Annotated in this window: 28 protein-coding genes and 2 pseudogenes; 10 read left to right on the top strand and 20 right to left on the bottom strand. The window is 62.1% G+C overall.

Annotation, left to right across the window (positions count from 1 at the left end):
- Nucleotides 1-116: 116 nt before the first annotated feature.
- Entirely contained in the window at nt 117-1,031 is a 915-nt protein-coding gene (locus IVA93_RS06610) for a LysR substrate-binding domain-containing protein (RefSeq protein WP_018453750.1), read from the top strand.
- On the opposite strand, the gene IVA93_RS06605 is transcribed toward IVA93_RS06610, so the two are convergent.
- Genes IVA93_RS06605 through IVA93_RS06565 form a run of 9 tightly spaced genes read right to left on the bottom strand, consistent with a single transcriptional unit; the run spans nt 1,021 to nt 9,788 of the window.
- Nucleotides 1,021-2,394, bottom strand: a complete 1,374-nt coding sequence (locus tag IVA93_RS06605) for an amidohydrolase family protein (RefSeq protein ID WP_018453749.1) — start codon at nt 2,392-2,394, stop codon at nt 1,021-1,023. The genes IVA93_RS06610 and IVA93_RS06605 overlap by 11 nt on opposite strands.
- On the bottom strand, nt 2,391-3,974 hold the full coding sequence (locus IVA93_RS06600) for an ABC transporter substrate-binding protein (protein WP_018453748.1): 1,584 nt from the start codon (nt 3,972-3,974) through the stop codon (nt 2,391-2,393). Before IVA93_RS06600 ends, IVA93_RS06605 begins: the two co-directional genes overlap by 4 nt.
- Nucleotides 3,975-3,996: 22 nt before the next feature.
- Nucleotides 3,997-4,647, bottom strand: coding sequence for an aspartate/glutamate racemase family protein (locus IVA93_RS06595; RefSeq protein WP_247294022.1), 651 nt, complete (start codon nt 4,645-4,647; stop codon nt 3,997-3,999).
- 8 nt (nt 4,648-4,655) lie between these two features.
- Nucleotides 4,656-5,540, bottom strand: coding sequence for a polysaccharide deacetylase family protein (locus IVA93_RS06590; RefSeq protein ID WP_018453746.1), 885 nt, complete (start codon nt 5,538-5,540; stop codon nt 4,656-4,658).
- The gene (locus tag IVA93_RS06585) at nt 5,527-6,342 is read right to left on the bottom strand and encodes an ABC transporter substrate-binding protein (protein WP_026232589.1); all 816 of its coding nucleotides are present in this window, start codon (nt 6,340-6,342) and stop codon (nt 5,527-5,529) included. The genes IVA93_RS06590 and IVA93_RS06585 overlap by 14 nt, the downstream gene beginning before the upstream one ends.
- A gap of 14 nt (nt 6,343-6,356) precedes the next feature.
- Entirely contained in the window at nt 6,357-7,121 is a 765-nt protein-coding gene (locus IVA93_RS06580; RefSeq protein ID WP_018453744.1) for an amino acid ABC transporter ATP-binding protein, read from the bottom strand.
- Nucleotides 7,118-7,975 (bottom strand): amino acid ABC transporter permease, encoded by an 858-nt coding sequence (locus IVA93_RS06575; protein WP_018453743.1) that lies wholly within the window; start codon nt 7,973-7,975, stop codon nt 7,118-7,120. Before IVA93_RS06575 ends, IVA93_RS06580 begins: the two co-directional genes overlap by 4 nt.
- Nucleotides 7,972-8,796 carry an ABC transporter substrate-binding protein gene (locus IVA93_RS06570; RefSeq protein WP_247294020.1) on the bottom strand — a complete coding sequence of 275 codons (825 nt, stop codon included), beginning with the start codon at nt 8,794-8,796 and terminating at the stop codon, nt 7,972-7,974. Before IVA93_RS06570 ends, IVA93_RS06575 begins: the two co-directional genes overlap by 4 nt.
- A gap of 35 nt (nt 8,797-8,831) precedes the next feature.
- Nucleotides 8,832-9,788, bottom strand: a complete 957-nt coding sequence (locus IVA93_RS06565) for an N-carbamoyl-D-amino-acid hydrolase (protein WP_083926347.1) — start codon at nt 9,786-9,788, stop codon at nt 8,832-8,834.
- Between the two features lie 151 nt (nt 9,789-9,939).
- On the opposite strand from IVA93_RS06565, the gene IVA93_RS06560 reads away from it, so the two are divergent.
- On the top strand, nt 9,940-10,866 hold the full coding sequence (locus IVA93_RS06560) for a LysR family transcriptional regulator (protein WP_018453740.1): 927 nt from the start codon (nt 9,940-9,942) through the stop codon (nt 10,864-10,866).
- 23 nt (nt 10,867-10,889) lie between these two features.
- Entirely contained in the window at nt 10,890-11,603 is a 714-nt protein-coding gene (locus IVA93_RS06555) for a type 1 glutamine amidotransferase (RefSeq protein WP_018453739.1), read from the top strand.
- Nucleotides 11,604-11,993: 390 nt separating this feature from the next.
- On the opposite strand, the gene IVA93_RS06550 is transcribed toward IVA93_RS06555, so the two are convergent.
- Both IVA93_RS06550 and IVA93_RS06545 read right to left on the bottom strand, forming a co-directional pair.
- Nucleotides 11,994-12,239 carry a hypothetical protein gene (locus IVA93_RS06550; protein WP_247789729.1) on the bottom strand — a complete coding sequence of 82 codons (246 nt, stop codon included), beginning with the start codon at nt 12,237-12,239 and terminating at the stop codon, nt 11,994-11,996.
- Between the two features lie 163 nt (nt 12,240-12,402).
- Nucleotides 12,403-13,128 (bottom strand): AbiU2 domain-containing protein, encoded by a 726-nt coding sequence (locus IVA93_RS06545; protein ID WP_247789728.1) that lies wholly within the window; start codon nt 13,126-13,128, stop codon nt 12,403-12,405.
- Nucleotides 13,129-13,298: 170 nt separating this feature from the next.
- On the opposite strand from IVA93_RS06545, the pseudogene IVA93_RS06540 reads away from it, so the two are divergent.
- Nucleotides 13,299-13,714: pseudogene (locus IVA93_RS06540) on the top strand (hypothetical protein).
- Between the two features lie 158 nt (nt 13,715-13,872).
- Here IVA93_RS06540 and IVA93_RS06535 read toward each other — a convergent pair.
- The 3 genes from IVA93_RS06535 to IVA93_RS06525 form a co-directional block, all read right to left on the bottom strand.
- The gene (locus IVA93_RS06535) at nt 13,873-14,118 is read right to left on the bottom strand and encodes a hypothetical protein (RefSeq protein ID WP_247336640.1); all 246 of its coding nucleotides are present in this window, start codon (nt 14,116-14,118) and stop codon (nt 13,873-13,875) included.
- A 955-nt stretch (nt 14,119-15,073) separates the two neighbouring features.
- Entirely contained in the window at nt 15,074-15,289 is a 216-nt protein-coding gene (locus IVA93_RS06530; protein WP_247336637.1) for a hypothetical protein, read from the bottom strand.
- Nucleotides 15,290-16,960: 1,671 nt separating this feature from the next.
- Nucleotides 16,961-17,218 carry a PepSY domain-containing protein gene (locus tag IVA93_RS06525; RefSeq protein ID WP_247294906.1) on the bottom strand — a complete coding sequence of 86 codons (258 nt, stop codon included), beginning with the start codon at nt 17,216-17,218 and terminating at the stop codon, nt 16,961-16,963.
- 330 nt (nt 17,219-17,548) lie between these two features.
- On the opposite strand from IVA93_RS06525, the gene IVA93_RS06520 reads away from it, so the two are divergent.
- The 5 genes and pseudogenes from IVA93_RS06520 (at nt 17,549) to IVA93_RS06495 (ending at nt 20,382) form a co-directional block, all read left to right on the top strand.
- Nucleotides 17,549-17,758: a hypothetical protein gene (locus IVA93_RS06520; RefSeq protein WP_247789727.1), complete on the top strand. Its 210-nt coding sequence runs from the start codon at nt 17,549-17,551 to the stop codon at nt 17,756-17,758.
- Nucleotides 17,759-18,504: 746 nt separating this feature from the next.
- A pseudogene (locus IVA93_RS06515) lies at nt 18,505-18,872 on the top strand (response regulator transcription factor).
- A 175-nt stretch (nt 18,873-19,047) separates the two neighbouring features.
- Nucleotides 19,048-19,218, top strand: coding sequence for a hypothetical protein (locus IVA93_RS06505; protein WP_198293343.1), 171 nt, complete (start codon nt 19,048-19,050; stop codon nt 19,216-19,218).
- Between the two features lie 38 nt (nt 19,219-19,256).
- Nucleotides 19,257-19,505: a hypothetical protein gene (locus IVA93_RS40900; RefSeq protein WP_346771678.1), complete on the top strand. Its 249-nt coding sequence runs from the start codon at nt 19,257-19,259 to the stop codon at nt 19,503-19,505.
- A 607-nt stretch (nt 19,506-20,112) separates the two neighbouring features.
- Entirely contained in the window at nt 20,113-20,382 is a 270-nt protein-coding gene (locus IVA93_RS06495; RefSeq protein WP_247565826.1) for a DUF1488 family protein, read from the top strand.
- Nucleotides 20,383-20,981: 599 nt separating this feature from the next.
- Here the strand turns inward: IVA93_RS06495 and IVA93_RS06490 are convergent.
- The gene (locus IVA93_RS06490; protein ID WP_247565824.1) at nt 20,982-21,710 is read right to left on the bottom strand and encodes a Crp/Fnr family transcriptional regulator; all 729 of its coding nucleotides are present in this window, start codon (nt 21,708-21,710) and stop codon (nt 20,982-20,984) included.
- A gap of 434 nt (nt 21,711-22,144) precedes the next feature.
- Between IVA93_RS06490 and IVA93_RS06485 the strand changes: the two genes are divergently transcribed.
- The gene (locus tag IVA93_RS06485) at nt 22,145-22,378 is read left to right on the top strand and encodes a hypothetical protein (RefSeq protein ID WP_247789725.1); all 234 of its coding nucleotides are present in this window, start codon (nt 22,145-22,147) and stop codon (nt 22,376-22,378) included.
- 95 nt (nt 22,379-22,473) lie between these two features.
- On the opposite strand, the gene IVA93_RS06480 is transcribed toward IVA93_RS06485, so the two are convergent.
- The 5 genes from IVA93_RS06480 to IVA93_RS06460 all read right to left on the bottom strand — a co-directional run bounded on the left by IVA93_RS06480 (nt 22,474) and on the right by IVA93_RS06460 (nt 24,527).
- Complete coding sequence (locus tag IVA93_RS06480; protein ID WP_247363418.1) at nt 22,474-22,704, bottom strand: hypothetical protein; 231 nt, start codon at nt 22,702-22,704, stop codon at nt 22,474-22,476.
- Nucleotides 22,701-23,045, bottom strand: a complete 345-nt coding sequence (locus IVA93_RS06475) for a hypothetical protein (protein ID WP_247789724.1) — start codon at nt 23,043-23,045, stop codon at nt 22,701-22,703. The genes IVA93_RS06480 and IVA93_RS06475 overlap by 4 nt, the downstream gene beginning before the upstream one ends.
- The gene (locus IVA93_RS06470; RefSeq protein ID WP_247336604.1) at nt 23,046-23,312 is read right to left on the bottom strand and encodes a hypothetical protein; all 267 of its coding nucleotides are present in this window, start codon (nt 23,310-23,312) and stop codon (nt 23,046-23,048) included.
- Between the two features lie 51 nt (nt 23,313-23,363).
- Nucleotides 23,364-23,609, bottom strand: coding sequence for a hypothetical protein (locus IVA93_RS06465; RefSeq protein ID WP_247789723.1), 246 nt, complete (start codon nt 23,607-23,609; stop codon nt 23,364-23,366).
- A gap of 177 nt (nt 23,610-23,786) precedes the next feature.
- Nucleotides 23,787-24,527, bottom strand: coding sequence for a hypothetical protein (locus tag IVA93_RS06460; RefSeq protein WP_247789722.1), 741 nt, complete (start codon nt 24,525-24,527; stop codon nt 23,787-23,789).
- Nucleotides 24,528-24,618 lie beyond the last annotated feature (91 nt).

The raw sequence follows: 24,618 nt of genomic DNA, 5'->3' as shown, positions 1-24,618 counted from the left end.
TGCCGAAAAAGCGGGCCGTCTCCAGCACTGATGAAAAAGATCGCAAACTCCGGCTTCCATCGTCCAATGAATAATGGCAGCCTCTGCATGCCTAAATATTATGAATGGAAATGGGGATGGCCCGGATCAATTCGCGGCAGGTGGAGGCTTTCCGGGCGACGATGCTGACCGGCAGCGTGACGGAGGCGGCGGCGCTGATGACCGTGACGCAGCCGGCGGTCTCCCGGTTGCTGCGCGACCTCCAGGCGCTGTTGAAGATGGAGCTGTTCGAACGGCGCGGCACCGGCCTCGTGCCGACCGCTGCGGCCATGGCACTCTACACCGAAGTCGAGCGCTCCTTCGTCGGCCTCGAACGCATCACCGCGGCAGCCGAGGAAATCCGCGGCCGCCGCACCGGCTCACTGCGGATCGCGGCACTTCCAGCATTGTCGAATGGCTATTTGCCGCGGCTCACCGGGCACTTCCTGAGGGAGCGGCCGAACCTCAACCTCGCTTTCTTCGGCGTGATCTCGCCGATCGTGGTCGACTGGGTACTGAACAATCAGTGCGACGTCGGCTTTGCCGAGGTGCCCATCGCGCATTCGGGCTTGCCGAGCCAGAAGCTGCCGGCGCCCGCGCGTGTGGCTGTACTGCCCACCGGTCACCGCCTCGCGGAAAAGGAAGTGCTGGAGCCCCGCGACTTCGAGGGCGAGACTTTCATCTCGCTGTCGGCGGGCTCGTCGAGCCGCCACCTCGTCGACCAGGTCTTCCATCGCCACGATGTCCGCCGCGTGCTCAGGGTCGAGACCACGCTGTCGGAGATCATGTGCGGCATGGTGTCGTCAGGACTTGGCGTCGCCATCTGCGATCCCTTCACCGCCCAGGAATTTTCCACCCGCGGCGTCGTCGTGCGCCGCTTCCTGCCGCGCATCGACTTCGAATTCTCGGCGGTCTTTCCGGCACAGCGCAGCCCCTCGCCGGTAGCGCTCGATCTGGTCGAGACCATACGCAAGGCGCTCGCCGAATTCGACGAGCCACCCCTCAGCCGTTGAACGCCGCCTGTGCCTCCGGCAGGTCCCAGATCTTGCCAATCGCAGCGGTGCCGGCAGCCGTGATCGCCGCCTCGTCGGCGCCGAGATAGCGGCCGGCATCGACCAGCATGCGGCCGTCGACCATGACCTGATCGATATTGGCGCGATTGGCGAGCGCGATCAGCGCGCGGCGCGGGTCGAACAGCGGCTGAAGATGCGGATGGGTGAGATCGACGATCGTGAGGTCGGCGGTCGCGCCCGGCTCGATACGGCCGAGATCGGGCCGCTTGATGACATCGGCCGCGATTGCCGTGTTCGCCTCGATCAACTCGGGCGCGTTCGCGACATCGGCACGCGCCGAGGTGATCTTGGAGATCAGCGACGCCGCATTGAGCTCGCCGAGCAGGTCCATGTTGTAGCCGTCGGTGCCGACCACCGTGCGCACGCCGTGCTCCGCGAACTGGCTGAAGGCCGCGGTGACGCCGGCGCGCGCGAACACGCGCGGGCAGTTGAGAACCGTCATACCGCGCGCGGCCATCAGCTTGAGATCGTCATCGGTGCTGAACATGCAGTGTGCCGCCATCAGGTCGGGCGCCAGCAGGCCGAGCCAGTCGAGATATTGCGCCGGCGTGCGGCCGCCATAGCGCTTGCCGATGGTTTCGACCTCGGCGCGGCTCTGCGCCATATGCGTCGTGACGGGCACGCCGAGCTCGCGTGCCCGCGCGGCACAGGCCCTCAACAGATCAGGCCCGCAGGTGTCGGTGGCATGCGGACTCATCGCAAGGCCGATGCGGCCGTCGCCGCGATTATTCCAGCGCTGGTAGAGTGCATCCCAGGTCGCCATGTCGGCTGTGCCGTCATCGCCGGAATAGTGCACCACGCCGTCGGGGCCGGCCTTGGCGTCCGACGTCGAGAACAGATAGGGCGCGCCGTAGAAGCGGATGCCCATCTCCTCGGCGGCATCGAACATCTCCGGGATCGAGTTGCGGAACGGCTCCATCACCGTGGTGGCGCCGCCCTTCAGGAGTTGGAGGATGCCGAGCCGCGCGACCGCCATGCGCTCTTCCGCCGACAAGATATCTGCACCGCGCTTGGTCAGCGGCAAAAGCACCGTGTAAACGATGCTCTGATTGTTGCGGCGGCCGTTGCCGTCCTCGGTGTGGCTGCGCGCCAGCGCTTCGGAGAAGCAGTGATTGTGCAGGTTCAACAGGCCCGGCAGAACGAAGCGGCCGGGACGGTCATGCACCTCGTCCGCCCGCGGCTTGTCGCGCGTGACCGCGGCAATCTTCTTGCCTTCGACCAGAACCCAATGGTCGCGCAACACGTCCTGCGCGCCGTCCTTGCGTGACAGCACATAGCTGCCGAAGATTGCGATCATGCTCATGCGGGGCGTACGTTCCAGAAGACGGCGGTGCCGTCGAGAATGCCGGTGATGGCTTTGCGATAGGCGGTCGGCTGCTTGTACAGGCCAATCGGAATATAGGGGATTTCCTGGAAAGCCACCGCCTGGATCTCACGGCAGATGCGCTGCTGCTCCGCGAGCTCGGAGGCCGCCAGCCACTGGCTGCGGAGCCCGGCCATCTTCTCGCTCGCATACCAGCCGGCGACCTTGCCCTCACCACGGATATTGGTGTTGCCGGCCGGATTGAGCCAGTCGATGCCCTGCCAGTTGCCGACCGCCGCGCTCCAGCCGCCCTGCCCGATCGGGTCCTTCTTGAGTTGGCGTTGCAGCACCACGGCGAAATCGAGCCCGGCATATTCGACGTTCATGCCGGCCTTGCGCAAGGAGTCGACGGCGATCTCGCCAAGCGGCTTCTGCGCCAGTGAGTTGGTGGGCACGAGCACCACGACCTTCTTGCCATTATACCCCGCGGCCTTGAGATCGGCCTTCACTTTGGCGTAGTCACGCGGGCCGCGGAAGACATCGAGGCCGACATCGCTGGCCATCGGCGTATTCGGCGCGAAATAGCCGATCGGTGAGACCTGGAAGTTCGGATCGGTACCGGCCACCGCGGTCATGAAGGCGGATTGATCGATGGCCCCCAGGAGCGCGCGGCGAACGGCAGGATTGTCGAACGGTGGCTGAAGATGATTGAGGCGCAGCATGCAGGCGTAACCGCGGGGATCGAGGATCCGCGTCTCGATGTCGCCGGCCGCCTTGATGATCGGCAGCAGGTCGTGTGGCGTGGTCTCTTGCCAGTCCTGCTCCCCGGTCTGCAGCGCGGCGACGCCGGTGCCGGCATCGGGCGTGGTGGTCCAGACCACCCGATCGTAGTGCACGATCTTCGGGCCCGCTGTCCAATCCGGTTTGCCGTCCGTGCGCGGCTGATAGCGCTCGAACCTGGCATACGCGTTGCGCGCACCCTGCACGCGCTCGTCGGCGAGATAGCGGAACGGGCCGCTGCCGATCACTTCGGTGAGCGGCTTGAACGGATCCTGGCCCGCCAGCCGCTCCGGCATCATGAAGCACGCGTTGATCGCGGCCTTGCCCAGCGCTTGCGGCAACAGCGGGAATGGACGTTTGAGGCGGAAGCGGATGGTGCGGTCGTCAGTGGCCGACAGCTCGTCAGTCGCCTCCATCAGCTCGCCGCCAAAGCCGTCGCGCGCGGCCCAGCGGCGGATGCTCGCGACGCAGTCGCGGGCGAGCACGCGCTCGCCATCGTGCCAGAACAGACCGTCGCGCAAGCTGAGGTCCCATTGCAGCCGGTCGCCGGAGACGACATGGCCCGACAGCATCTGAGGCGAGACCTGGAGCGAAGAGCTCATGCCGTAGAGCGTGTCGTAGACCATGAAGCCGTGGTTTCGCGACACTTGTGCCGTCGAATAGATGGGATCGACGAAGGCGAGGTCGATCACCGGAATGAAGCGTAGCGTGGTCTGGGATTCGGCGCGCAGGATGCCCGGAAATGACAGCGCCGGCACCGCGGCTACGGCCTTGAGGAGCGAACGGCGGGAGACGGGCATTGCAAGAGGCTCCTGAAGGATCTTACGTGTTCAACAAGACCGCGCCGATCGCAGCGGCCACCGCCTGCTGCGCCGGCTCGACCACGGGCACACCGATGGCATCCGCAATCGCCGCGCGGTGCGAGGCCATGCCGGCGCAGCCCATCACCACGACATCGGCACGGCATTGCGAGACCAGCGCGCGGCCGGCTTCAATCAACCGTCCCCGGATGTCCGCGCCTGCCGTCTCCGCCGCGCTCGCGCCGACCGACCAGCTTCCGGCATAGCGGCTGTCGATGCCCATCAGCCGCACCATCCGCTGCTGGCGGCGAATGCTCGACGGCGACAGCGCGATGACGCCAAATCGCTCGCCCAGCATCATTGCGCGAAAGATGCCGCACTCGGCGATGCCCATCACCGGGCGCCCGCCGGCCGCCTCGCGCACCGCATGCAGGCCGGGATCACTGAAGCAGGCGAGCACGAAGGCATCCGCATCGGCGCGCGACACACGGTTGACCAGCGGCATCACCATGCTGTCGGCGTCGCGTTGCGAGCTGATGCCCGGCGGCCCCCCGGCAAGGCCGACGACCTCGATTGCGGGTCCGCCGGCGATGCGTAGCGGCGCGACGGCGTCGTCGATCGCCGCCGTCACCGATGCGGAGGAGTTGGGGTTGATGACGAGGATACGGGTCATGGCGTGGCTCAACTTTTTCCGGCCTCGTGGCGCAGGAAGTTGGCCGCGATCTTCTCACCGGTCGTGATCCAGACATCCGGGCACGACTTTGCGTAGGTCAGGAATTCGCGCAGCAGGCGCAGCCGCATCGGTCGACCGCTGCATTGTGGATGCAGCACGGTCGTCACCATCGCGCCCCAGTCTCTGGTTTCGTCGAGCTCGTCCTTCCAGATCGAGAGCACATGCTCCTTGGGGAAAATCGAGCGCGGACTGAAGCGCGCGGACAGGCCGTGCATCCAGTCGTCATAGCTGGCGGTCACCGGCAGCTCGATCGTGCCCGGCTTGCCGTCGGCGAGACGATGGCGATAGGGCCGCACGTCGTCGCGGAACGAGGAGGTGTAGACGATGCCGTGGCGCACTAACGCCACCCGCAGTTCCTCGGTGAATTCGCCGTAGGGCGCGCGGTAGCCGGTCGGCCTGACGCCGAGCCGGCGCTTGAGCGCCTCGAACCCGCGCTCGAGCTCCTCCTCGATCCAGGGATCGCCGGGATCGGGCAACAGATGGTGATAGCCGTGGTGGCCGATCTCGTGACCGGCCTTGAGAATGGCCTCGGCCATCGCCGGATGCGCGTCGACCGACCATCCCGTGACGAAGAAGGTCGCCTTGAGATCGAGCTGTTCGAGCAGCTCCAGGAGCTTCGGCGTGCCGACGCGCGCCTCATAGCCGCCATAGCTCATGGTGATGAGCCGCTGGGCGTGCACCGCGTCCTTGCTGGTCCAGGCGCTCTCCGCGTCCACGTCGAACGACAGGAACATCGCCGAATTGTACGGCTTCGGCCAGGGGTATTCCGGTGCAGGATCCGCGGTGTTGGCCGGAACGAGCGGAATGCTCTGGAGTGCCTTACTGTCCAGCATTGATGGTCGCCTTTTCGAGTGCGTTGTCGGTCAGTTTCCACTTGGCGAGGAGCGTGCGATAGGTGCCATCCGCGATCAGTGCATCGACCGCCTCGAGCATGGCTTGCTGCAGCGCCTTTTCCTTGACCGGCAGAGCGATGCCGGTGAATTGCTGCGCGATGGGCTCGCCCACGGTCGCATAGGTGCCGGGCTCGAGGTCCATGATGTAGGGCAGCGTCTCGTTGCCCTGGGCGGCGGCATCGATGCGGCCCTGCCTGAGCTGGGTGCGGGCGTCGGCCGAGCCGTCGGTGCCGACGAACTGGATCGGATTGGTGCCGCAATTCTTCTCGCTCCAGGCCGCGATCTGCGCGGGGAACATGGTGCGGCGGCTGGCGCCGACCTTCTTGCCACAGAGCGCGGCTGCGTCCTTGAACTCCGCCTTGCGCGACTGCTGCACGAAGAACTGCGGGCCGCTGCGCAAATAATCGACGAAGGACGCGATCTCGTGCCGGCTGGCATAGTCCGTGAAGCCGGACAGGATGGCGTCCACCCGCCCGGTCGAGATCGACGGCATGAACTCGGCAAAGCTGGTCTCCTGCCACTCGATCTTGACGCCGAGCTTGCGGCCGATGGCCTCGCCGAGATCGATGTCGAAGCCGGACAACGCGTTGGTGGCGGGATCGCGGAACTCCATCGGTGGATAGTTCGGCACCAGCGCGACCTTGATGCTGCCGCGCTTGGCGATCTCCGCCGGCAGCTCGACTGCCATGACCGGAGCGCTCATGGCGCCAACGAGTGCCGCCGTAACCAGAAGTCTCTTCATCGATACGCCCCCATTCAGATCACTGCCGAAAGAAATGCCTTGGTACGCTCCTCGCGCGGCGCGCCCAACACATCGGATGCGCGCCCGTGCTCGATGATCGCGCCCTGGTCCATGTAGACGACGCGGTCGGCGGCCTCGCGCGCGAAGCCGAGTTCGTGCGTCACGACCATCATGCTCATGCCGCTCCGCGCCAGCTCCTTCATGACCGCCAAGACCTCGCCGACGAGCTCGGGATCGAGCGCGCTGGTCGGCTCGTCGAACAGCATCAGCATCGGCTTCATGGCAAGCGCGCGGGCAATCGCGACCCGCTGCTGCTGGCCGCCGGAGAGCTGGGCGGGATACGCGTCCGCTTTGGCCGACAATCCGACGCGCCGCAGCAGCTCGATCGCCTCAGCGCGCACCTCGTCGGATTTTCGGCCTTGAACCTGGAGCGGACCCTCTGTGATGTTTTCGAGCGCGGTCTTGTGCGGAAACAGGTTGAAGCGCTGGAACACCATGCCGGTTTTCAGCCGTTGCCGCCCGATTTCGCGCTCGCTGAGCCGATGCAGTCGTCCGCCCTGCTCGCGCACGCCCAGGAGCTCGCCGTCGAGCCAGATGCCGCCGCTGTCGATCGCCGCGAGCTGGTTGATGCAGCGGAGCAGTGTGGTCTTGCCCGAGCCGGAGGCGCCGATCAGACACATCACCTCGCCGGGCCAGACGTCGAGCGTGACGCTCTTGAGAGCCTGGAACTCGCCGAAATTCTTGGCGACGGAGCGAATCGCGACGAGGGGTCTTGTCATCGCGCGAGCCGCAATGTGCCGCGCGCAAAACGGCGTTCGAGCAGCATCTGGAGCGGCGTCAGGATTGAGACGACGAGCAGGTACCAGAGCCCGGCCACGATCAGGAGCTCGATCACGCGCGAATTGGCGTAGTAGATGTTTTCGGCGTTGTGCAGCAGTTCCGGATACTGGATGACGCTGGCGAGCGAGGTCGCCTTCACCATGCCGATGAACTCGTTGCCGAGCGGCGGGATCACCACCCGCATCGCCTGCGGCAGCACGATCCGGCGCAGCGCACGCAGGCGTCCCATGCCAATCGCCTGCGCGGCCTCATATTGCCCGATATCGACTGACAGCATGCCGGCGCGCATCACTTCCGAGGTATAGGCACCCTGGTTGATGCCGAGCCCGAGCAGCGCGGCAAGGAACGGCGTCATGACGTCGACGGCGCGCGCACTCCACAGGCCGGGAATGCCGATGGTCGGAAACACCAGCGCGAGATTGAACCACAGCAGCAGTTGCAGGATCAGCGGCGTGCCGCGGAACAACCAAGTGTAGCCGGCGGCAACGGTCTTCAGTACCGGGTTGGGCGACAGCCGCATGATCGCGACGACGACGCCAAGGAAGATACCGAGCGCCATCGCCAGCACCGCCATCACCATGGTGTTGACGATGCCCTCTATGATCACCTTTGCGGTCAGGAAGCGGCCGACATAAGACCATTCGATCTGGCCGCCCGCAAAAGCGCGCCCGATCAATGCAAGCACGAGGACGATCAGCGCCGCGCTGAGCCAGCGAAACCAGTGCGGCTCGCGCGCGACCCGCATTCCCGACAGATCGGGAAAACCCTCCGCGAGTGCCGGTGCCGGCTTCATTGCGGCGCCGCGTTCAGCATGGGCTGGGCGACCGCGTTGCCGCCAAGGCTCCATTTGTCGAGGACGGCCTTGTAGGAACCGTCGGCGATCATCGCGATGAGCTTCTCGGTCACCACTTCACGAAGCGCCGCATCGTCCTTGCGGAACATGATGCCCTGATAGCCTTTGGCAAAGGGCTCGCCGATCACGCGGTATTTGCCGGGTTCCTGCGTCTGCGCATAAGGCAGCGTCTCGCTGCCCTGTACGGCGGCGTCGATACGGCCCTGCTTGAGCTGGTTGCGAACGTCGATCGAGTTCTCGCCCGGCACGTACTGGATCGCCGGCTTGCCGGCCGGCTCGCAATTCTGCTTGCTCCACTTCTCGATCTCGACCGGGAAGCTGGTGCTGCGGGTGGTCCCGACCTTCTTGCCGCAGAGATCGGTCGCAGCCTTGGCTTCGTTCTCCGCCATCACGAAGAACTGCGGGCCGGTCCCGAGATAATCGACGAAATCTGCGGTCTCGCGCCGCGAGGCGCGATCGGAGATGCCGGAGATGATGAAGTCGGCGCGCCTGGTCTGGAGCGACGGGATCAATTCGGCGAACGGCGTCTCGCTCCAGACGATCTTCACGCCGAGGCGCTTGGCGAGCTCGTTCGCCAGATCGACGTCGAGCCCGACGAGCTCATTCGTTGCGGGATCGCGATATTCCATCGGCGCGTATGTCGAGTTGACCGTGAGCTTCAACGCGCCCGCCTGCTTGATCTCGGCCGGAAGCTCCGCCGCCTGCGCGGACGTGGCGGCCGTCAGCGCTGCGATGCCGAGGAAATACGAGAGGCGCGTCATATCGGCTCCTTTGCCAACGTTGCTGGAACGTCCTGTCAGTCCGCGTCGAGAACCGCGGGTTCGATGACGCCGGCGCGTTCGGTGATCACCCTGTATTGCTCCGGCCGCCGGTGCGCGGCGAAGTTGAACATCTTGTCCTTGCCCTGGCGGCAGAGGTCCAGATCGATATCGGCGACGATCACCTCGTCGGTCAGCGTTGCGGCCTGCGCGACGATGCGGCCATTGGGATCGACGATGCAGGAGCCGCCGATCAGCCCGGAGCCGTCCTCCTCGCCCGCCTTCGCCACCGAGATCGCCCAGGTCGCGTTCATATAGGCGTTGGCCTGCGTCACCAGCGTGGAGTGGAAGGTGCGCAAGGAGGCATCTTCCGTGCTACCGCCATTGGGATCATAGGCCGCCGAATTGTAGCCGATGCAGACAAGCTCGACGCCCTGCAGGCCAAGCACGCGCCAGGATTCCGGCCAGCGGCGATCGTTGCAGATCATCATGCCCATAATGGCGTGGGCCCAGGCCGAGCCGGCGCGGAAGGCCGGAAAGCCGAGGTCGCCATAGTCGAAATAGCGTTTCTCAAGCTGCTGGTAGCGCGCACCTTGTCGCGGCTCGACCGAGCCCGGCAGGTGCACCTTGCGATAGCGGCCGAGCAGCTCGCCGTCGCGGTCAACCAGGATGGCGCAATTGTAGCGGCGTCCATCCGGCGTCAGCTCGGCATAGCCAACATAGAAGCCGACGCGCAGCGCACGCGCACGGTCAAACAAGGCGGCGACGTTCGGGTTCGGCATTCCGCGTTCGAAATAATGGTCGAGCGCGTCGCCTTCGAGCAACCAGCGCGGAAAGAATGTGGTGAAGGCAAGCTCGGGAAACACCACGAGGCTGGCGCCGCGGCCGGCCGCCTCTTCCAGCAGCGCAAGCATCCGCGACAGCGTATGCTCGCGCGGATCGGCTTTTTGCGTCGGCCCCATCTGTGCGGCGGCAGCGCGAAGGACACGAACCAAGATTGCCTCCAATCTGTGCGCAGTGGCGCCTCAATGGGCGGATGAACCCTTTGATGCGACGTGCAAATCCGCGGCCATTACGCGGAAGCGGGGCTGCAAAATCAATTCGTTCTGCTATGATGTTTTGGCCCAGAGTATAATCGGCAGTGATATGAACCTGCGCCAGCTCGAGATTCTCCGCGCCGTCATCCGCCACCGCACCACGGTTGCGGCCGCCGACGAACTGGCGCTGTCGCAGCCTGCCGTCAGCAATGCGCTGAAGACGATGGAGGCGCAGGCGGGTTTTGCGCTGTTCGAGCGCGTCAACAACCGGCTGTTTCCGACCACGGAAGCGATGGCGCTCTACAAGGAGAGCGAGGCGATCTTCGCGCTGCACGCAAAGCTCGAGAACCGCGTGCGCGATCTGCGCGAGAACCGCTCCGGGCATCTCGCGCTGGTCGCGACGCCGCCGCTCGCCTACAGCATCATCCCCGCGGCGCTGTCAGGCTTCCTGCGCCGCCGCCCGGAGACGCGGGTGTTCTTCGACGTGCGGCGCTATGAGGGCATCATCGAAGGCGTGCTCAACCGCGTCGCCGAGCTCGGCTTCGCGCTCGGGCTGACACATCATCCGGGCATCGCCCATGAGGTGGTGCACACCGGCGAGATGGTCTGCGTGCTGCCGCCGCAGCACCCGCTCGCCGACCGGCCGGTGATCTCGGCAGCCGACCTGTCCGGCCTGCCCTTCATCGGGCTCGAGCGCGGCACGCGGCTTGGCGAGGCCGTGCGCGACAGTTTCGCACGCGCCGGCGCGCCGTTCCAGCCGACCGTCGAGGTGCGCTACTGCAACACGGCCTGCGTGCTCGCCGCCGCTGGCGTCGGCGCCGCGGTGGTCGATCCCTTCTCGCCACGGCAGAACGGCGGGACCGGCCTCGCCGTACGGCCGTTCGCGCCGACGACGCACGCCGTGGCCTATATGCTATGGTCGGAAGCCGAGCCGCTGTCGCGCCTGGCCAAGGCGTTTCTCAACGAGGTCCGGAAAGAGAGTGCGCTGCTGGAGCGCACAGCGCCACACCAACAACATGGGGCAGGAAGCGACTGAGCTTGACCTTTACCGGAGGGCACATGGCACGCATCACCATCATCGAGACCGGACAGGTCCCACAAAAATATTGCGAGCGCCACGGTTCATTCCCGGACATGTTCGAGCGCATGGTCCGCGCCGAGGATCCGACAGCTACGGTCGAAATCGTCAGCATCCCGAACGGCGATGCGCTGCCCGATCCGCGCAATTTGGAGGCGGTGCTGATCACCGGCGCGGCCGCCGGCGTCTATGACGGGCTCGACTGGATCGCGCCGCTGGAAGATTTCGTGCGCACGGCCTACGCCAACAGGACACCCATGGTCGGCGTCTGCTTCGGCCATCAGTTGATCGCGCAGGCGCTCGGCGGCACCGTGCGCAAGTCGGAGAAGGGCTGGGGCATCGGCCGGCACGTCTATCAGGTGCTGCCGGACAACGGCGTCGTTGACGGCGAAGCGGTCGCCATCGCCTGCTCGCATCAGGACCAGGTGATGGAGCCGCCCAACGATGCGCTGACGATCCTCTCCTCCGATTTCACCCCGCATGCCGGCCTGCTCTACGCCAACGGCGCGACGCTCACCCTGCAGCCGCATCCGGAGTTCGACGTGGAGTTTGCGCAAGTGTGCTGCGAGCTGCGCATCGGCAAGGCGCCGGAGGATGTCGTTGCCACCGCGAGGGAATCACTGGCGCAGCCGATGGATCACGCCAAGCTTGGTGGCGCGATTGCAAGGTTTCTGGCGAAGCGTACGGCAACGTAGTCCGCAGCTCTCGCCACGCAGACTCGTCCCTTCTCCCCTTGTGGGAGAGTGAAGCTCTCCGTAACCACTTGAACGGTCAAGGGAAACCAAACCGGGCGTCCCAATAGTGTCCCTTTCACCGTGTTCCCTGCGCGTGGGGTTCGCAGGGGCGCGCTGATGCGTTCGAGCGCTGACTATACGCGAATGCGTCGAACAGCCCAGACCGCACCACGCGCGTCCCCCTACGCGACCCCGATGCGCGCGCAACTTAGTATCGGTCGGCCTGAAGGTCCTGAAGGGTTATGCCCGCAGCGTCGCTTATTTGCGAGCCAACCGCCCCGATCTTAATAGCCCACTCCACGATCTCTCGCTTGCTAGCCCCAGAGGCAACCATCTTCGCGCTTCCCTCTTTCAATATTTTTCTAAAGCAGCGTCCTTTGCCTTCGCGCGGGCATACACCCGCATGAATGCATCGCAGGCGACCGCGTTGCCGCCGTTACCCGCGAGACAATGATCGTACAGCGCGTCGTCGGCGGGCAAGCGTTGAGGCTTCCACCAGTTGATAGCCGCCCAAACGCTGGCAACGGCAATGGCGCCGCAGAATAGCCCCACAAAAAAGCCCTTCATATCCTGACGTTCCCCCAGACCTGTGAACATCAGATCATTGCCCGCGCCAGAGCCTACCGCATCGATCGTGACGCGGTCGAGCTGTTGACGCGCGATATCGTGTCGAGGGAAAAACTACGATTGTATCAAGGTGGTGTTCTAGGAGCGTGAGCGACAAGACGGTCGACAGGGCGCGCACGCTCAAGGTCCCACCTTACCGGAGGCCCACAAATTTGCAGCCCGTCCACAGCGCCTCGGCGTTGCGCTGATCTATTTCCTGCGAGTTCTCTATCGAGAAACTCGTGCCGTTTACCCAGCAGTAGAGGTCTTCGACGATTGGGATTGTCGCATTCAGCAACTCCGTTTCGTCGCCGTACTTCATCGGCTGAATAGATCCGTTCTTCTCGCGGCGCGTGGTTTCCAGCGAATGCGCAAGGTGTTTGTCGCGGATGTTCATGATTGAGGCCAGTCGCGTTGAACTGAGAACCGCGCGGACGCCCGCGATTGCTTGCAGCAATGCAGATCGAGCCAGCGCAGCGCGTTCGTCTGCGAATTGCTTGTCCCTAGGATCTTGATGGTGGCTGCGCGTTTCGTCAATTAGCGTTTCGATGATCGCCTCATCGTTGATCAGTTCGACGACGGTTGGGATGTTCTCCTTTTCGAGATCGACGCCGTCCCAGACCGCGCAGAGCCGCACGATCTCGATTTGGTACATGCTGCGCTGGAACACATTGAATGCGTTCGCTGCATAGGAGCGGGTGATTTGAGAAGCAAGCTCCGGTGAGAACACCACAAACGAGTTGTTGGCGTGCAGTTCGACTACATAGAGCAAGTGATCGAGAACCTTTATCATTTTGGCTTTGGCAAGCCTGATCCGCTCTGGTTTCGGAAGGTTCTTAATCTGTAGCTTCTTCTTCTTCTGCGTTTTCTTCTGTTTCATCTTAACCCGACTACGCTTCGACATGGCGCGATGGGGGCCTAAGCGCGGGCGGCTGGCAACAGACCGGCACCAGTTTATCCCCGCCTTTCCAGCTCTCGTTGTGCCTTCCAGGCCATCCACCCCAATCTGTAGCGGCTTGCCTGTTGCGCGCCGTCCGGCGATCCTGTTGCATGGGCACCAAATCACGCGAGACCATCTACGGCGCATCGATCCGGGCAGCGGCAGAGCGGGCGACGGAAGCGCGCAAGGTAGCGGATCGGCTCGCCTGCGACGCATGGAATAAACGCATGCTCGGCTTGCAGGGACCCGCGCAGCCGTCCCCGGCACTCGGCGACGTGCTCAACGCCGGTTACCTGTATCTTGAAGTGAACTGCCTCGGCTGCGACAGCCATCAGACCATCGCGCTGGATGACGTCCGACGGCCCAAGACGACGGCGATTCATGAGCTGGAGCGGTACATGCGGTGCAAGGATTGTTCGGAGGTGCGGCGCTAATCCGTGCAAACGCAGCCATCTCGTCGCGCTGCGACCGACGAAGATTTCAGCGAGCGACCCCGCCGTCGACGTGGTCGCCGGGAGAGTGGTGAAGTGCCTAGATTGGGCGTCTTACTGAACTCCGGCCGACTCTCCAACAGCGTGCTCGTCTTCTCCGCAGCGTCATGCACTTTTATTTGGCAGCAGACTTCCTCAACGCTGGAATTTCTAAGCCGCGAGACGGCGACCGATCAACTCGAGCCGATGGCGATCACAGTTTGTGGTTGTCGATACCAGACGTCCAAGATAGAAAATCGGCCGCCGAGATCGTCTTGATCCGGTCGGCATGCAGTGACCAGTCGCGCAGAGACTGCAAGGCGCAGAATTTTCGCTTTGCTGTCTCGGTGGCCACCCCCTCGTCGGCGGCGTCGATCTCGATAGAACTCTGGCAGACCTCGCGCTCGCGGCCGTTATTGCCAAGCACGTCTTTCATGAAGCAGACGACAAATCGTGACATGGGAGCCTCCTGCTACGCTGTTGCTACGCCGACCGGCCACTACGTCCGCGTCAGCAACTCGCTCGCATTTGCTTTTCATATTCGGTTATCGCAGATTCTAGGCTGTGGCCTCAGTTCGCCTTGGATCCAGCCCAGCGCCCCGGAGTTCAACGGGTCAGTGTCCACCTGCATTTGGTCGATGCGACCGCAGCTTGTGCAGCGGAGTGTCCAGTGCTCAAAGCCCGCGCGGGCCGCAGCAATACGCATTGGAGCTGGCTAGCAAGCACCTGCGCCTCATGGTTCGGCCGCTGCGGCAATATAGGTTTTCGAGGCTCGGACATGACGCACCCGCTTTATAGGCCGGGAGCGCAACACTCTCAGTCACCGAACGCAGCCAAGGGGTCGAGGCGGTGATGCTGAAAGGGTGCGCTTTGTGGGGCGGCCCCGCAAGTTAATTCGGGTCAAGCAGGGCGCGGGGAAATGATGGCGTGTGCAATCTCTATTGGATCACCACCAAGAAGCCGTCCGCGCGCTGTTTCGCGTGATCAAGCGCTACGTCGGCAACCTACCGCCTGCCCGGCGTCTTCCCTGACAGCCCCGCACCCGTAATCTGCCAACACGAAAACCTAGACTGAGATAACGCTGATGCGCTGGGACATCAGTTACCACCGAGCGGTAGCTTTCGCGACAGCTCGGCGGACCATGATTTCCATGCACCGGAGAAGGATGGTTAGCTCTTCTGGGGCGAACCCGTCTTCGCAGTGATCACAGCGGGGGATTTCGAACATCTGCGGAATTGCCCACACCGTTACGGCTGAAATTCGGTAAGGCTCTATGACGTGCGGCCATGACAAGGACAATCCACCCATCTTTATTCGAAATGCGGATAGCCCATACAGTAGCTTGCCACATCGCCAGAGATTGCAGCCCAATCGATCGCGCCTTCCTCCTCGCTTCGAGCCGATCTTCTATGGCGTTAGCGTCCCTTCGGCAATTCTTCAGCTTCTTCCTTCGCCAACAGCCGAAGCATCTCGATGCCCATCTCACCTTCTTGAGGCGAACTGATGAACCTGATCTCTTCTGCGCTCTCCTGAAGTGTCGCAATCATAGCGACCGCCTGATGAGCTGTCGGCGTTTCGGTCGCCCAAACATCTCGTTCGTTCTTACGTAGAAATCCGATCGTATAGGACATCGCTCCCTCCCTGCAGGATAGCCGCCGAAAAGTAGATCGCAAGAACGGCGAGGATGCTAGCAGTAATGAAGGCAGTTGCGAGACTCATGCCCACAATTCAAAGGCATGCCGTTTTTTCTTACTCGTTCCTGAACTGGAACATTAGCCACAACATGGAAGCCGGGACCGAGATGACCCTGATGCGCTGGGGCATGCCGCCGTCGCCCAGGCAGCAGCTAACCGGCCGACGTGCTAGATCGATGCCCCATGGGCGAGCGCGCGTGGCGTGGATTTCGAGCGTCTCGCCTGACGAAAAAGAGGGCCGAAGCCCTCTTTCAAGATCAGTACCGACGATAGCCCCGATGGTATCCGTAGCCGCGACGTACATAGGGTCGGCGGACCACGTAGGCCCCTCGCCGATACACGGGCCTTGTGCGAACGCAGCCGCGCGAACCGCAAACCACTGCAACATTCTCGATGTTGGAGGACTGGAGCTGTCCCAAGGGGGCGAGCGGCATTGCTGAAGCGGCTCCGGGCGAAAGCACTGCGCCACCTAAGGCGGCCAATGCGAAAAGTGCGTATCTGAATTTCATCTGGTTTCTCCCGTTGACTGTAGTCTCCGCAGGCAGCGTAGAGGTTCCTCTCTGAACAAGGGATGACCGCGACGACCGGGGAGTGCGAGCATGATCTGAACACGGAGAGTTCCCAATCAACCCGTAGCAGCAGTAGGAGGCAGCTCACACTCTCGAAGACGCTTGGTCGCACAGATTGGCATGTCGGATGTCCGGGTGCATGCTCTTGCAGCCAATTCGTTTTCGGCTTCCGTTCTCATCGCACTGGGGGCGGCTGGCCTGTTTCCGAACTAGCCGGCCGGTTGATCGCAGGGACCGGGTTTCATTTTTGGAACAAACGGCCGGTCTGCATGTTTCCGAGCATTGTTGCTCGGGAAGCTGCAAAGATGCTTACGATGATGGCAACGCTCGCCGCGCCTGTCGTGGTGCTGACGATATTGATAATCCTCGCCTGTGAGATCAGGGACGTCTGGCGTAGAAACCGCATCGAGTAGTAAGACCGCCTCAGTGGGCCGGGACCGCTACAACCCGTTGCCCGGGAAGGACCATATCAGGGGATTGGCCATGGGCATCGAGCGCATGCACTCGGCAAATACCGGCGGGCTCGCGCGGAGGAGTTTCGCGCCAAGGCAGACAACTGCGAGTATCCCGAAACGCGAGATGCGCTTCGCAGTGTTGCCAAGAACTACGACGACCTCGCGCGAAGCGCTGAGCAAATCGGACGCACAGCTGAAGCTCGCCTAGTGGCTGAGGAATATGCGAACGATCAACGCGGGCTACAGCAGAAACTCCGCCACAAGCTGAATTAAGGCCGCCTCAGTTGGCCGCCTCTGTCCACACCCACGACCAGCAGTAGCTCGGCGCCGTTCCGAACTGATTTCCGCCGCCCTAATTTCGCGATGCCTATGCGCAAAGGCCCGCGCAAGCGGACTTACGCTGCGAACGGTCTGGCCAGTGGCCAGACGAAGTCAGGCTCTGCGATCTTGAGCCGCGCTTCGTCTGCAAGGCATGCGGGCAGCGCGGCGCCGACGTCAGGCCCGGAAGCGAGCCCACCGTAGCCGCTGGCGTGCTGCCCGCACGAAGAGAGTAAGGCCCCGTGAGTTGGCGGCCTGTCACGGCGTCAATCGTCCTGCTTCTCTGAGGTGATCTGACCAGTCCTTGGATCGGCATGGAAATCCATCTTCTTGCCGTCCTTGATGCCTTCACCCTCCCATCGGCCATCATCGGCTTCCAGCTTCGTGACCTGCGAATAGCCAGATTGCTTAACTTTCGCCATGACCTGGTCCATCGGCATCCAATCTGGCCCAGGCTGATCAGCATAGGCGAATGGCGGAGCCAACAAGATCGAGGCCAAGGCGGCTGCGGCGAGTTTGCGCATAGTGATCTCCTATCTGGATCACCTCCAACGAGGCGAGCGGATATTCGTTGCCTCACGGTTTGCTGCAAAAAGTGGCCGTGCCCAGTTCGGCTTCTGCTGCGCGGAACCAATCCGCTGTGTGCCTTTGCACAAAATACGGAACGGATACCGCTCTCGCGAGTCATTCCGCATTCGGGCCTGGGAGATAGCGGCGTGCCGTCAGCGGAATACTATTTGCGACAAGCTGAGGTCGCATCAAGGATGGCCCTCACAGAGGGCCTTCATCGAAGCGAATGCTAGCCGACCCTTTGCGGTCCAACTGGCGCTTCCACTACGTGGAGTTGCTTGAGCATGGCGTGCCTGACCCCCGCCGAGAAGATCGAGCAGAGCTATGAGGACGCCATGATCGCGTTGGCCGACTATCTCACGCGCGACTGCGATGCCGGGACCACCGTCGACCGGCTGCGCATCCTCGATCGCGACAGCCTCCGAGATGCCATGACCGAGGTTTTGGTCAATGAACGGGTGCATGCAAGGCCGAGAGCGGATGTGCCGGAATAGGCGGAGCGGCCACGCGGCTTACCGGCTGAAGCGGAACAAATAGCACACCTATGGTTCCGGTGGATCTGACCTACGCTGGTGCGAGAGCCGATGTGCCTCCTCGTTCTGGACCTGTTCAAGCAAATCGAGGGTGGCGGCAAGGCCAGCGTAGGTTCGGGACACGTTTAAAAGCAGGTTGGCGACCCGCTTTGTCGTACCTTCAATGTTGGCGAGTGCTCGACATTCAGCCGCGAGTTTGCGGCACTCTTCAGAGCTTTGCCGTGCTGCCCTGATCATCCGCACCCGCCCACATGTCCCAAGCGCATGCTTACCGATTTGGATTTCTCAGTGCACGTCAAATCCGACTAAAGAACTACATACGAAGGTTTAGACACTGCGATTGCAGCCGACCGAACAAGGGCGCGGGTGTCCGCATGGGCGAAGAGCTGAAATCCCAAGTGAATGAGCACCGCAAGCGACTGCTGCCGGTCAAAAGCGTCGGTCTAGCGCTCAACTGCAAACTTCCGGTCTACCGCTCTGAGCCGACATGTAGCGGCACCGCCCCAACGGTAGCGATGGGCCATCACCGGAAGTGCACATGCGTAAGCCACTCTCCTGCGTTCGCGTCTAGTCCTATTCTAGTGCTTCTAAAGCCGACGATCCGTTCGTCGTGTGTTTTCAGGGCGGACTAGATTCCGTTGATCCAGATCAAGGGTTTCCGAAACCCAGGAGCCCAATATGCTCTCCCTCGGGGCTGGGACACGGATATGATGGCGCAGCCGACAGTCGTGATCGTGGTTGATGACGATCCGGGCCTACTGAAGAGCGTGGCGCGGCTGTTAGCGCACCACGGCATCGAGAGCCGTACCTTCCCCTCGGCCGAGGCGTTGCTTGAGAGCGACAGCGTACAGACGGCAACCTGCTTGCTGCTTGACATTCACCTCGGGGAATTTCGGGGATCGCGCTGCAGCGCCGGCTTGCGGCATCGGGATCGACGTGGCCGGTCATCTTCATGACCGCGAGCGACGACGAGGCCACGCGCAATGAGGCGATGGACGCCGGATGCATCGCCTATTTACGCAAGCCGTTCGCACAGGATGACTTGCTGAATGCCCTATCGAAAGCTCAGGCTTAGCAGGCGCAGCCAGAACAAGAACGTTCGGGGGCGCTACGTCGGTTTGGGGTCCAAAAGGCCGGTCCAACCTTGCGCTCTCCCGGGTCCGGTCTAACCCTGACACCCGACTTATCCACGGGCGGCGAGATGATATGATTATCTGCGGCTAAACGTCCGATGCGCAACGGAGTGTTCGATGGCGAAGGAGATCAAACAACTGCGGAAGCAAGCTGAAAAGGCCGCGCGCGCTGCAAAGGCAGTCGCAGATGCTGAGGGATCTCAGGAACTACAAGCCTTAGCACGCGCCTTCAAAAGCCAAGCCGACGTTCTGAAGTCAAAAAGGCGAGCAGGCAAGAAGAGACGGTGAACTTGATCCTTGAAGAACAGCCGTAGAATACTTGGCGATTGGTTGCACAAGCAGGCTTCATTTATCCTGTTCTCGCCGAAGGCGGTGACGACCTGCGCATGCTTCCCCTGTCGATGCGGAAGACAAATTTGGAACGTCTGCTGGCGCGGCGTCCTGAAGGTGTCTTCGTCAATCCTTTTGAACGCGGCGAGCTTGGGCCTGATCTGTTTCGCGCTTGCTTGCGGGCAAAGAAAGAGGCCGTCCGCTGCGGCGGCCTTAGTTCATCCGTTGCCGTAGCTGGTCCGTGATTGCGCGCTGATCGTCCGCGTGTTCTTGTGCCACCCGGCGGGCTTCCAGGCCGCGCTCATCCGATTGGGTGGTGAGATCGAAGATCATCTGCGCTTGGCGAGCCAACTCCTCGAAGTTCTTCGCAGCTTGACGGAGCGAGTCTCTGGTGCTCGGATATTGGCAGTTATCCGCTTTAGTGTGGAACTCCTCCGCACGCATAAGCCAATATTTCGGTGGGTGCATACGCTCCGCGCCCATAGGCCAATCCCTCAATGAGCCGTTTCAGGCCCTTAATGCAGGTTAAGTGGGAAGGTTCCCGGATGCACCTTAAAACAGCAAGGCAGGCGGCTGCTCAAATTAAACTGGCCATCTCGGAAAGCGACCGGGCATCATTGGCCGGAGCGATCGAGAACCCGCGATAGGAACGATGCCCATCAGCCACTCTTGGTTCTGCATGCGTTTCAGACGCATGAGGCTACCGGTTCGGTAGCCGGGAGCGGCCTCAGCCTAGGTCGTGCCACCTTGGCCTGGGGCCGTTCTTTGTGCTGAAGGCTGAGCTGCGATGAGGGTGAGCTTCATCCCAGCTCGGCCGCGATTTATCGAAGACTGAGCGACGGACTTCCCGAGATGCCACTTACCTCTGATCCATCTGGCGAGTTCGATGCCGCGAACAACGAAGCGTTGTTCTTTGCGATGTTCGCGGGCGACGACCGCATTGATTGTAGAGTGGATATAACCGCCCTGCGGGATCGCGCTGCGGCAGACGGAACCAGCCCAAGCGACGTTATCGAGACGTTCAAGAGGCATCGCTCGACGATTGAGCGGATCGCAAGTGAACAATACGACACCGGCGCAACGATGCCCGTTGTGCGAACGCATCAGCTTACGCCGCGCTAGCGCGTTCGGCCTTCCTGTCTAGGTCAACGAATGGTCGATCTTGGCGGATGCAGCCTCGCCAATACCCTGCGGTCGGCCGCAATTGCCTTGTTGAGCATGGCCGCCATTTTTTCCCAATCCGCAAAGCTTCTAGCTCGTCCTCGGCATCCAGGGCCATGATCGAGCTTTCTGGACAAGCGACCTCACCGCATTCCCGCCAACGTCCGGGGTCAACAGGATAGCTCTTCAGGGCACCGCTCCATCGGTTTATAGGCCACTGTGGCCGTAAGCAGGCCCACCCGGACCGCGCGGAGACGGCCCCGGCTTCAGGGGGCTGTTATAGGCCGGGGCCGCTCCGCCAGCTCGGATGACCGAGCGAGACAACAAACCAACTACTGAGAGCAGGTTCCTAACCGGAGCGTCAGCAGCCGCAGCGCGAAGTATCAACGATACATAACGGCAAATTAGCGCATCCGCCTGAACTTACGACCTGCCGTTGCAGTGCGCCAACCGACCCATTGGACCACGAGCGGCGCTTGTTTCAGTTTTCGAAGAGGTCGCCCACTGAGGGCGGCCTTACTTTCCAGATTGGCCTGATAGGCTGTGAGGCGCTGAGTTTTCTAACCGCTTGGCGTCAGATGGAGATAGGTGCGATCGAACCCTGCCAGCTCTTCCAAGCGTTCCTGGTCGAGCAAGTTGAAGCCGGATTTGTCCGTTTCGACCAACCGTTCCCCGCGCAGAGCTTGAAGTGTACGGTTCGTATGGACCACTGAAAGCCCCAAGCAATCGCCAAGATCAACTTGAGTGATGGGCAAGCTAAACTCTCCGCCGCGAGTGCGCCCGATTGCTTGAAGCCGCTCGTGCACTTCGATCAACAGGTGAGCCATTCTCTGCAGCGCGGCCCGCCGCCCGACATTCACGATCCATTCTCGAAAGATAGAACCATCGATCAGCGTCTCTCGCCACAAGGCCGCGGCCAGGTGCGGCTGTCGCGCCGTTACCTCCGTCAGCTCGGCATGCGAAATGAACCCAAGCGTGCAAGGCGAGAGGCTGACCAGATCATGGTCCATGATCCCGAGGTGAAGGCTTTGAAGGTCAGGTATGTCGCCGGGAATATGCAAGGACAGGACCTGTCGCTCTCCGTCGGCCGTGGTTTTCGACCGCGAGGCAAATCCCTCAACGATCAGACAGCACTCGCCGGGACGACTGCCGTCCGCCACGATGATTTCACGGGCGCCAAGATGCCGCTCACGAATCCGCAGGCTCTGAATGGCGCGGATGTCTTCGCCATCCAGGTGGTTCGATACAGCGAGTTTCGTAATGAGCGCTGACGCAAGATTTGCCGGCATCGGATCACCCTCATGCGACCTGAATGACGACAGCCACTCCGGCCTGATAGGCGGGAGTCGCTTGAACTCTCAGCGCCGGCGCCCAATGGTATCTGCCGGGCATAGACAATAACTTATCAGGAATGAAACCGGTCCTGCGACTTCAGTCGCTTTGGTTAGTTAAGCGCGAGCCCATTGATCCAGGTTAAGAAAGTACCGCAGATTGCATCAATCGCTAAGGCCGACTGCCAGGACCGCACGCGGGACAAGGCGACACCTACATCGATGCCACTTTTTCGGTTTTTTGATCTCTATGCGGGCCTCCCCATGCGGTCGGTGCGTCGTTGACCAATGGACAAACGATGCCCCCGCCACCAAGCCGCCCGAATCACGTCCCGTTACTAAGCATTGACTCGCGCGCAGCGTGGATAGCCCAACAGACAGGGCGGACTACTATGGCCGATGCGAACTGGGACGACTTGGATAGGCTTGAACAAAGGCTGCTGATCAAGTTGTTCGGCGGCGGCTCAACGCGATACGATGATCCGGTGGTTGTTGAGGGTCTACGACGCCGTGGCTTTGTAGACGATAACAACCAACTTTCCGTGCCAGGGCTGCGTGTTTTCGCCGTTGTCCGCGAACAGCAAGCAAAAGCCCGATCCCATTTGGCTATCCGGACAAGCCACTGAGTCAGAGCCGCCGCAACAACCGATAACGCCGCCGCCACCGTCGCCATCCATTCGGTGCTTTTGCTGCCGTTCCTGACGACGTGCGAGGGATGCATCTAGTGTCGTTCCGTCGATTGCGCCGTCGTCGCACCGAACGCGCGGATGGCGATTTCCTGCGTTGCCCACATGCGCCACTCTTCGAGATCACCGGCATAGCGGAGCATCGATTTGCGAAATGCCGCATCATCAACGCTCATGCCTTTGTCGCGCAGTAGGTAATTTCCATGCTTGACCAATGCCTCGTTCCGACGATCGATAAACAATTGCTGTGCCTCTTCGAACGTCATTTCGAGCCTCCGCGCTTAACTGCCAATTTCCAAATTCTGTTTCCGCCTTCACCAGGCCGGACCCCAGTCGAGTCAAGGTCGGAATGCCAGACACTTCCCCCGTGTGTGACGAAGGACCCCGGCGGATACGTCCGCGATGCATCCCAAATGCCCAAGTAACGCAGTGTCGGGCGCGACTCGAGTTCCCTGAGCCGCTCTTTCAAGGGCGTGATTGCTTTCAGCACGAAATCGCCGATCACCGGTGCCAGCGATTTGACGAGGCCTTCGATCTCGGCTCGCCGCTGGGGCGAAACCTTCGCTTCGATCGCAAGGCGCTCTTCGAGAGTTGGGACGTTCGTCATTTACACGTGCTTGATGTTGGGGGCCTTCCCATGGCGTCGCTCATACGCAAGCGACAGCCGAGCTTGCTCGCGGACCAGCGCGCGACACGCGCGCATGTTGCCAGGATTATCGCGGCGCCAGAGCAGTTCGCGGATTTGCTTGGTTATCCGATTGATGGCAACCAAATCATCGGCTTCCGGCAAAATGCGAACCACCGAGCGCCCCATCTTGCGGGCAACCAAACGGCGGCCAGTTTCTAGGTCCGTCGCTGATAACTTGACGACCATTGTCGTCTCCTCATTATTTCGAAGTCGACCTTCAAATAGCAGATCGCGACCTCAACCTTCGTTACGCTGTAACTTGCGGTGCAGTTTCTGCAGCGCCAGCTTCAAAGCTTTTGAGAGTTCTTTCCGATCGCCCTCATCCCATTCCAGCAACACGCCCTGGCTGCGAAGCCAATCCACGTCGCTCCAGTCGAGATCGATGGCAATTCGCGTAGCGCCCTTCGCTTGGCGCGCGCGGTGTTCCCGCATGCGCAGGGCGGCGGCCGTCGGTGCAAGGTGCGCCTTCGCCTTGGTTTTCACGGTGGGCCTCCGGGGCTAAATGCCGTCAAGATGGGCAACCCCCTTCCGGGAATCTGATCCCATTGCATAGGGACCAGCCGGTGCGGTTCTCGGGGCTTTGCTGGGCCATTTCTAAACCTCCCCCCCCCGCGTCGCCGGCTTCCGATCCCCCGCACCACGCCCTCCGCGCGGGCTGGCTCAGAAGGCCTTTGCCTGCCTGCTATTGGGGACGAGTGCAGATTCCTGGCCGAGAAGGCCGGCGCCTACTGGCTCATCGACAAGGTCGCGACGCTCCAGCTTGAACCGACGATCAAACGCGTCGCGCTGACGCATCGTCTGCCACTTCTCAATCACAGGCGAGATGCGCGGCGCAATCGCAGCCGCGAGCAGGCCCGCGCCAGCGTCCAGCTCTTCCGGTGTCGGCCAGATACGGTCAGGAAAATCGATCTCATGTTGCGCGGCGCGAGCGCGCACGGTCGCCAGCGCGTCATGCAAGCGGATACAATAGAAACTGACCTTCGGCGGCTCGGCACCGGCGCCGTTCTTGAAGTGCTGCGCGACCGCTTGCATGGCATCGATGACGGTGCCAGCGGAGAGCACGACCCAGTGCTTGCCGTCGTGCGCGAAGCAGAGCTGCACCGGCTTGCCATCGTCGAGATCGTTCAGCCGCGAGATGATTTCGAACTCCAGATCGCGCATCGCATGATCGACCGCAGCGCGGGCAGCACCGGCATCGACCAGTAGATCAAGCGCGCTGACGATCACGGCGTCGGCCGCGATGAAAATCTGATCGCGCCACAGGCCATCCGCGCGCTGCTCCGGGCTCGGCACGATGAGCGGCTGCAACTGGCCGCGTTTCTTCATGGCTTTGCGGTTGTGCTCGGTCTTGCCGATGAGAACGTCGAATTGGTGAGGCGGGATCGGCGTGAGGCAAAACATGGTTCGGATTTCCCAAATGCTTCGGCGGAGGCAGAGTTGCCTCTTGCGGAAAACCACGAGCCCGACTAATAGTCAAGACGATTTAGCCAAT

The organism is Bradyrhizobium sp. 155 (assembly GCF_023101105.1).
Lineage (GTDB): Bacteria > Pseudomonadota > Alphaproteobacteria > Rhizobiales > Xanthobacteraceae > Bradyrhizobium > Bradyrhizobium canariense_D.
The sequence above is the reverse complement of the archived record's forward strand: the minus strand, read 5'-3'. Positions and strand labels throughout refer to the sequence as shown.

Excerpts from the sequence above, each read along its gene's own strand:
- IVA93_RS06490 (WP_247565824.1), bottom strand. The coding sequence starts at position 21,710 with ATGCCGGCAAATCTTGCGTCAGCGCTCATTACGAAACTCGCTGTATCG.
- IVA93_RS06535 (WP_247336640.1), bottom strand. The coding sequence starts at position 14,118 with ATGTCACGATTTGTCGTCTGCTTCATGAAAGACGTGCTTGGCAATAAC.
- IVA93_RS06485 (WP_247789725.1), top strand. The coding sequence starts at position 22,145 with ATGGCCGATGCGAACTGGGACGACTTGGATAGGCTTGAACAAAGGCTG.
- IVA93_RS06505 (WP_198293343.1), top strand. The coding sequence starts at position 19,048 with ATGGCGAAGGAGATCAAACAACTGCGGAAGCAAGCTGAAAAGGCCGCG.
- IVA93_RS06460 (WP_247789722.1), bottom strand. The coding sequence starts at position 24,527 with ATGTTTTGCCTCACGCCGATCCCGCCTCACCAATTCGACGTTCTCATC.
- IVA93_RS06475 (WP_247789724.1), bottom strand. The coding sequence starts at position 23,045 with ATGACGAACGTCCCAACTCTCGAAGAGCGCCTTGCGATCGAAGCGAAG.
- IVA93_RS06595 (WP_247294022.1), bottom strand. The coding sequence starts at position 4,647 with ATGACCCGTATCCTCGTCATCAACCCCAACTCCTCCGCATCGGTGACG.
- IVA93_RS06525 (WP_247294906.1), bottom strand. The coding sequence starts at position 17,218 with ATGCGCAAACTCGCCGCAGCCGCCTTGGCCTCGATCTTGTTGGCTCCG.
- IVA93_RS06520 (WP_247789727.1), top strand. The coding sequence starts at position 17,549 with ATGGCGTGCCTGACCCCCGCCGAGAAGATCGAGCAGAGCTATGAGGAC.
- IVA93_RS06600 (WP_018453748.1), bottom strand. The coding sequence starts at position 3,974 with ATGCCCGTCTCCCGCCGTTCGCTCCTCAAGGCCGTAGCCGCGGTGCCG.
- IVA93_RS06495 (WP_247565826.1), top strand. The coding sequence starts at position 20,113 with ATGCCACTTACCTCTGATCCATCTGGCGAGTTCGATGCCGCGAACAAC.
- IVA93_RS06470 (WP_247336604.1), bottom strand. The coding sequence starts at position 23,312 with ATGGTCGTCAAGTTATCAGCGACGGACCTAGAAACTGGCCGCCGTTTG.
- IVA93_RS06530 (WP_247336637.1), bottom strand. The coding sequence starts at position 15,289 with ATGTCCTATACGATCGGATTTCTACGTAAGAACGAACGAGATGTTTGG.
- IVA93_RS06580 (WP_018453744.1), bottom strand. The coding sequence starts at position 7,121 with ATGACAAGACCCCTCGTCGCGATTCGCTCCGTCGCCAAGAATTTCGGC.
- IVA93_RS06585 (WP_026232589.1), bottom strand. The coding sequence starts at position 6,342 with ATGAAGAGACTTCTGGTTACGGCGGCACTCGTTGGCGCCATGAGCGCT.
- IVA93_RS06605 (WP_018453749.1), bottom strand. The coding sequence starts at position 2,394 with ATGAGCATGATCGCAATCTTCGGCAGCTATGTGCTGTCACGCAAGGAC.
- IVA93_RS06570 (WP_247294020.1), bottom strand. The coding sequence starts at position 8,796 with ATGACGCGCCTCTCGTATTTCCTCGGCATCGCAGCGCTGACGGCCGCC.
- IVA93_RS06590 (WP_018453746.1), bottom strand. The coding sequence starts at position 5,540 with ATGCTGGACAGTAAGGCACTCCAGAGCATTCCGCTCGTTCCGGCCAAC.
- IVA93_RS06555 (WP_018453739.1), top strand. The coding sequence starts at position 10,890 with ATGGCACGCATCACCATCATCGAGACCGGACAGGTCCCACAAAAATAT.
- IVA93_RS06575 (WP_018453743.1), bottom strand. The coding sequence starts at position 7,975 with ATGAAGCCGGCACCGGCACTCGCGGAGGGTTTTCCCGATCTGTCGGGA.
- IVA93_RS06480 (WP_247363418.1), bottom strand. The coding sequence starts at position 22,704 with ATGACGTTCGAAGAGGCACAGCAATTGTTTATCGATCGTCGGAACGAG.
- IVA93_RS06550 (WP_247789729.1), bottom strand. The coding sequence starts at position 12,239 with ATGTTCACAGGTCTGGGGGAACGTCAGGATATGAAGGGCTTTTTTGTG.
- IVA93_RS06560 (WP_018453740.1), top strand. The coding sequence starts at position 9,940 with ATGAACCTGCGCCAGCTCGAGATTCTCCGCGCCGTCATCCGCCACCGC.
- IVA93_RS06610 (WP_018453750.1), top strand. The coding sequence starts at position 117 with ATGGCCCGGATCAATTCGCGGCAGGTGGAGGCTTTCCGGGCGACGATG.
- IVA93_RS06545 (WP_247789728.1), bottom strand. The coding sequence starts at position 13,128 with ATGAAACAGAAGAAAACGCAGAAGAAGAAGAAGCTACAGATTAAGAAC.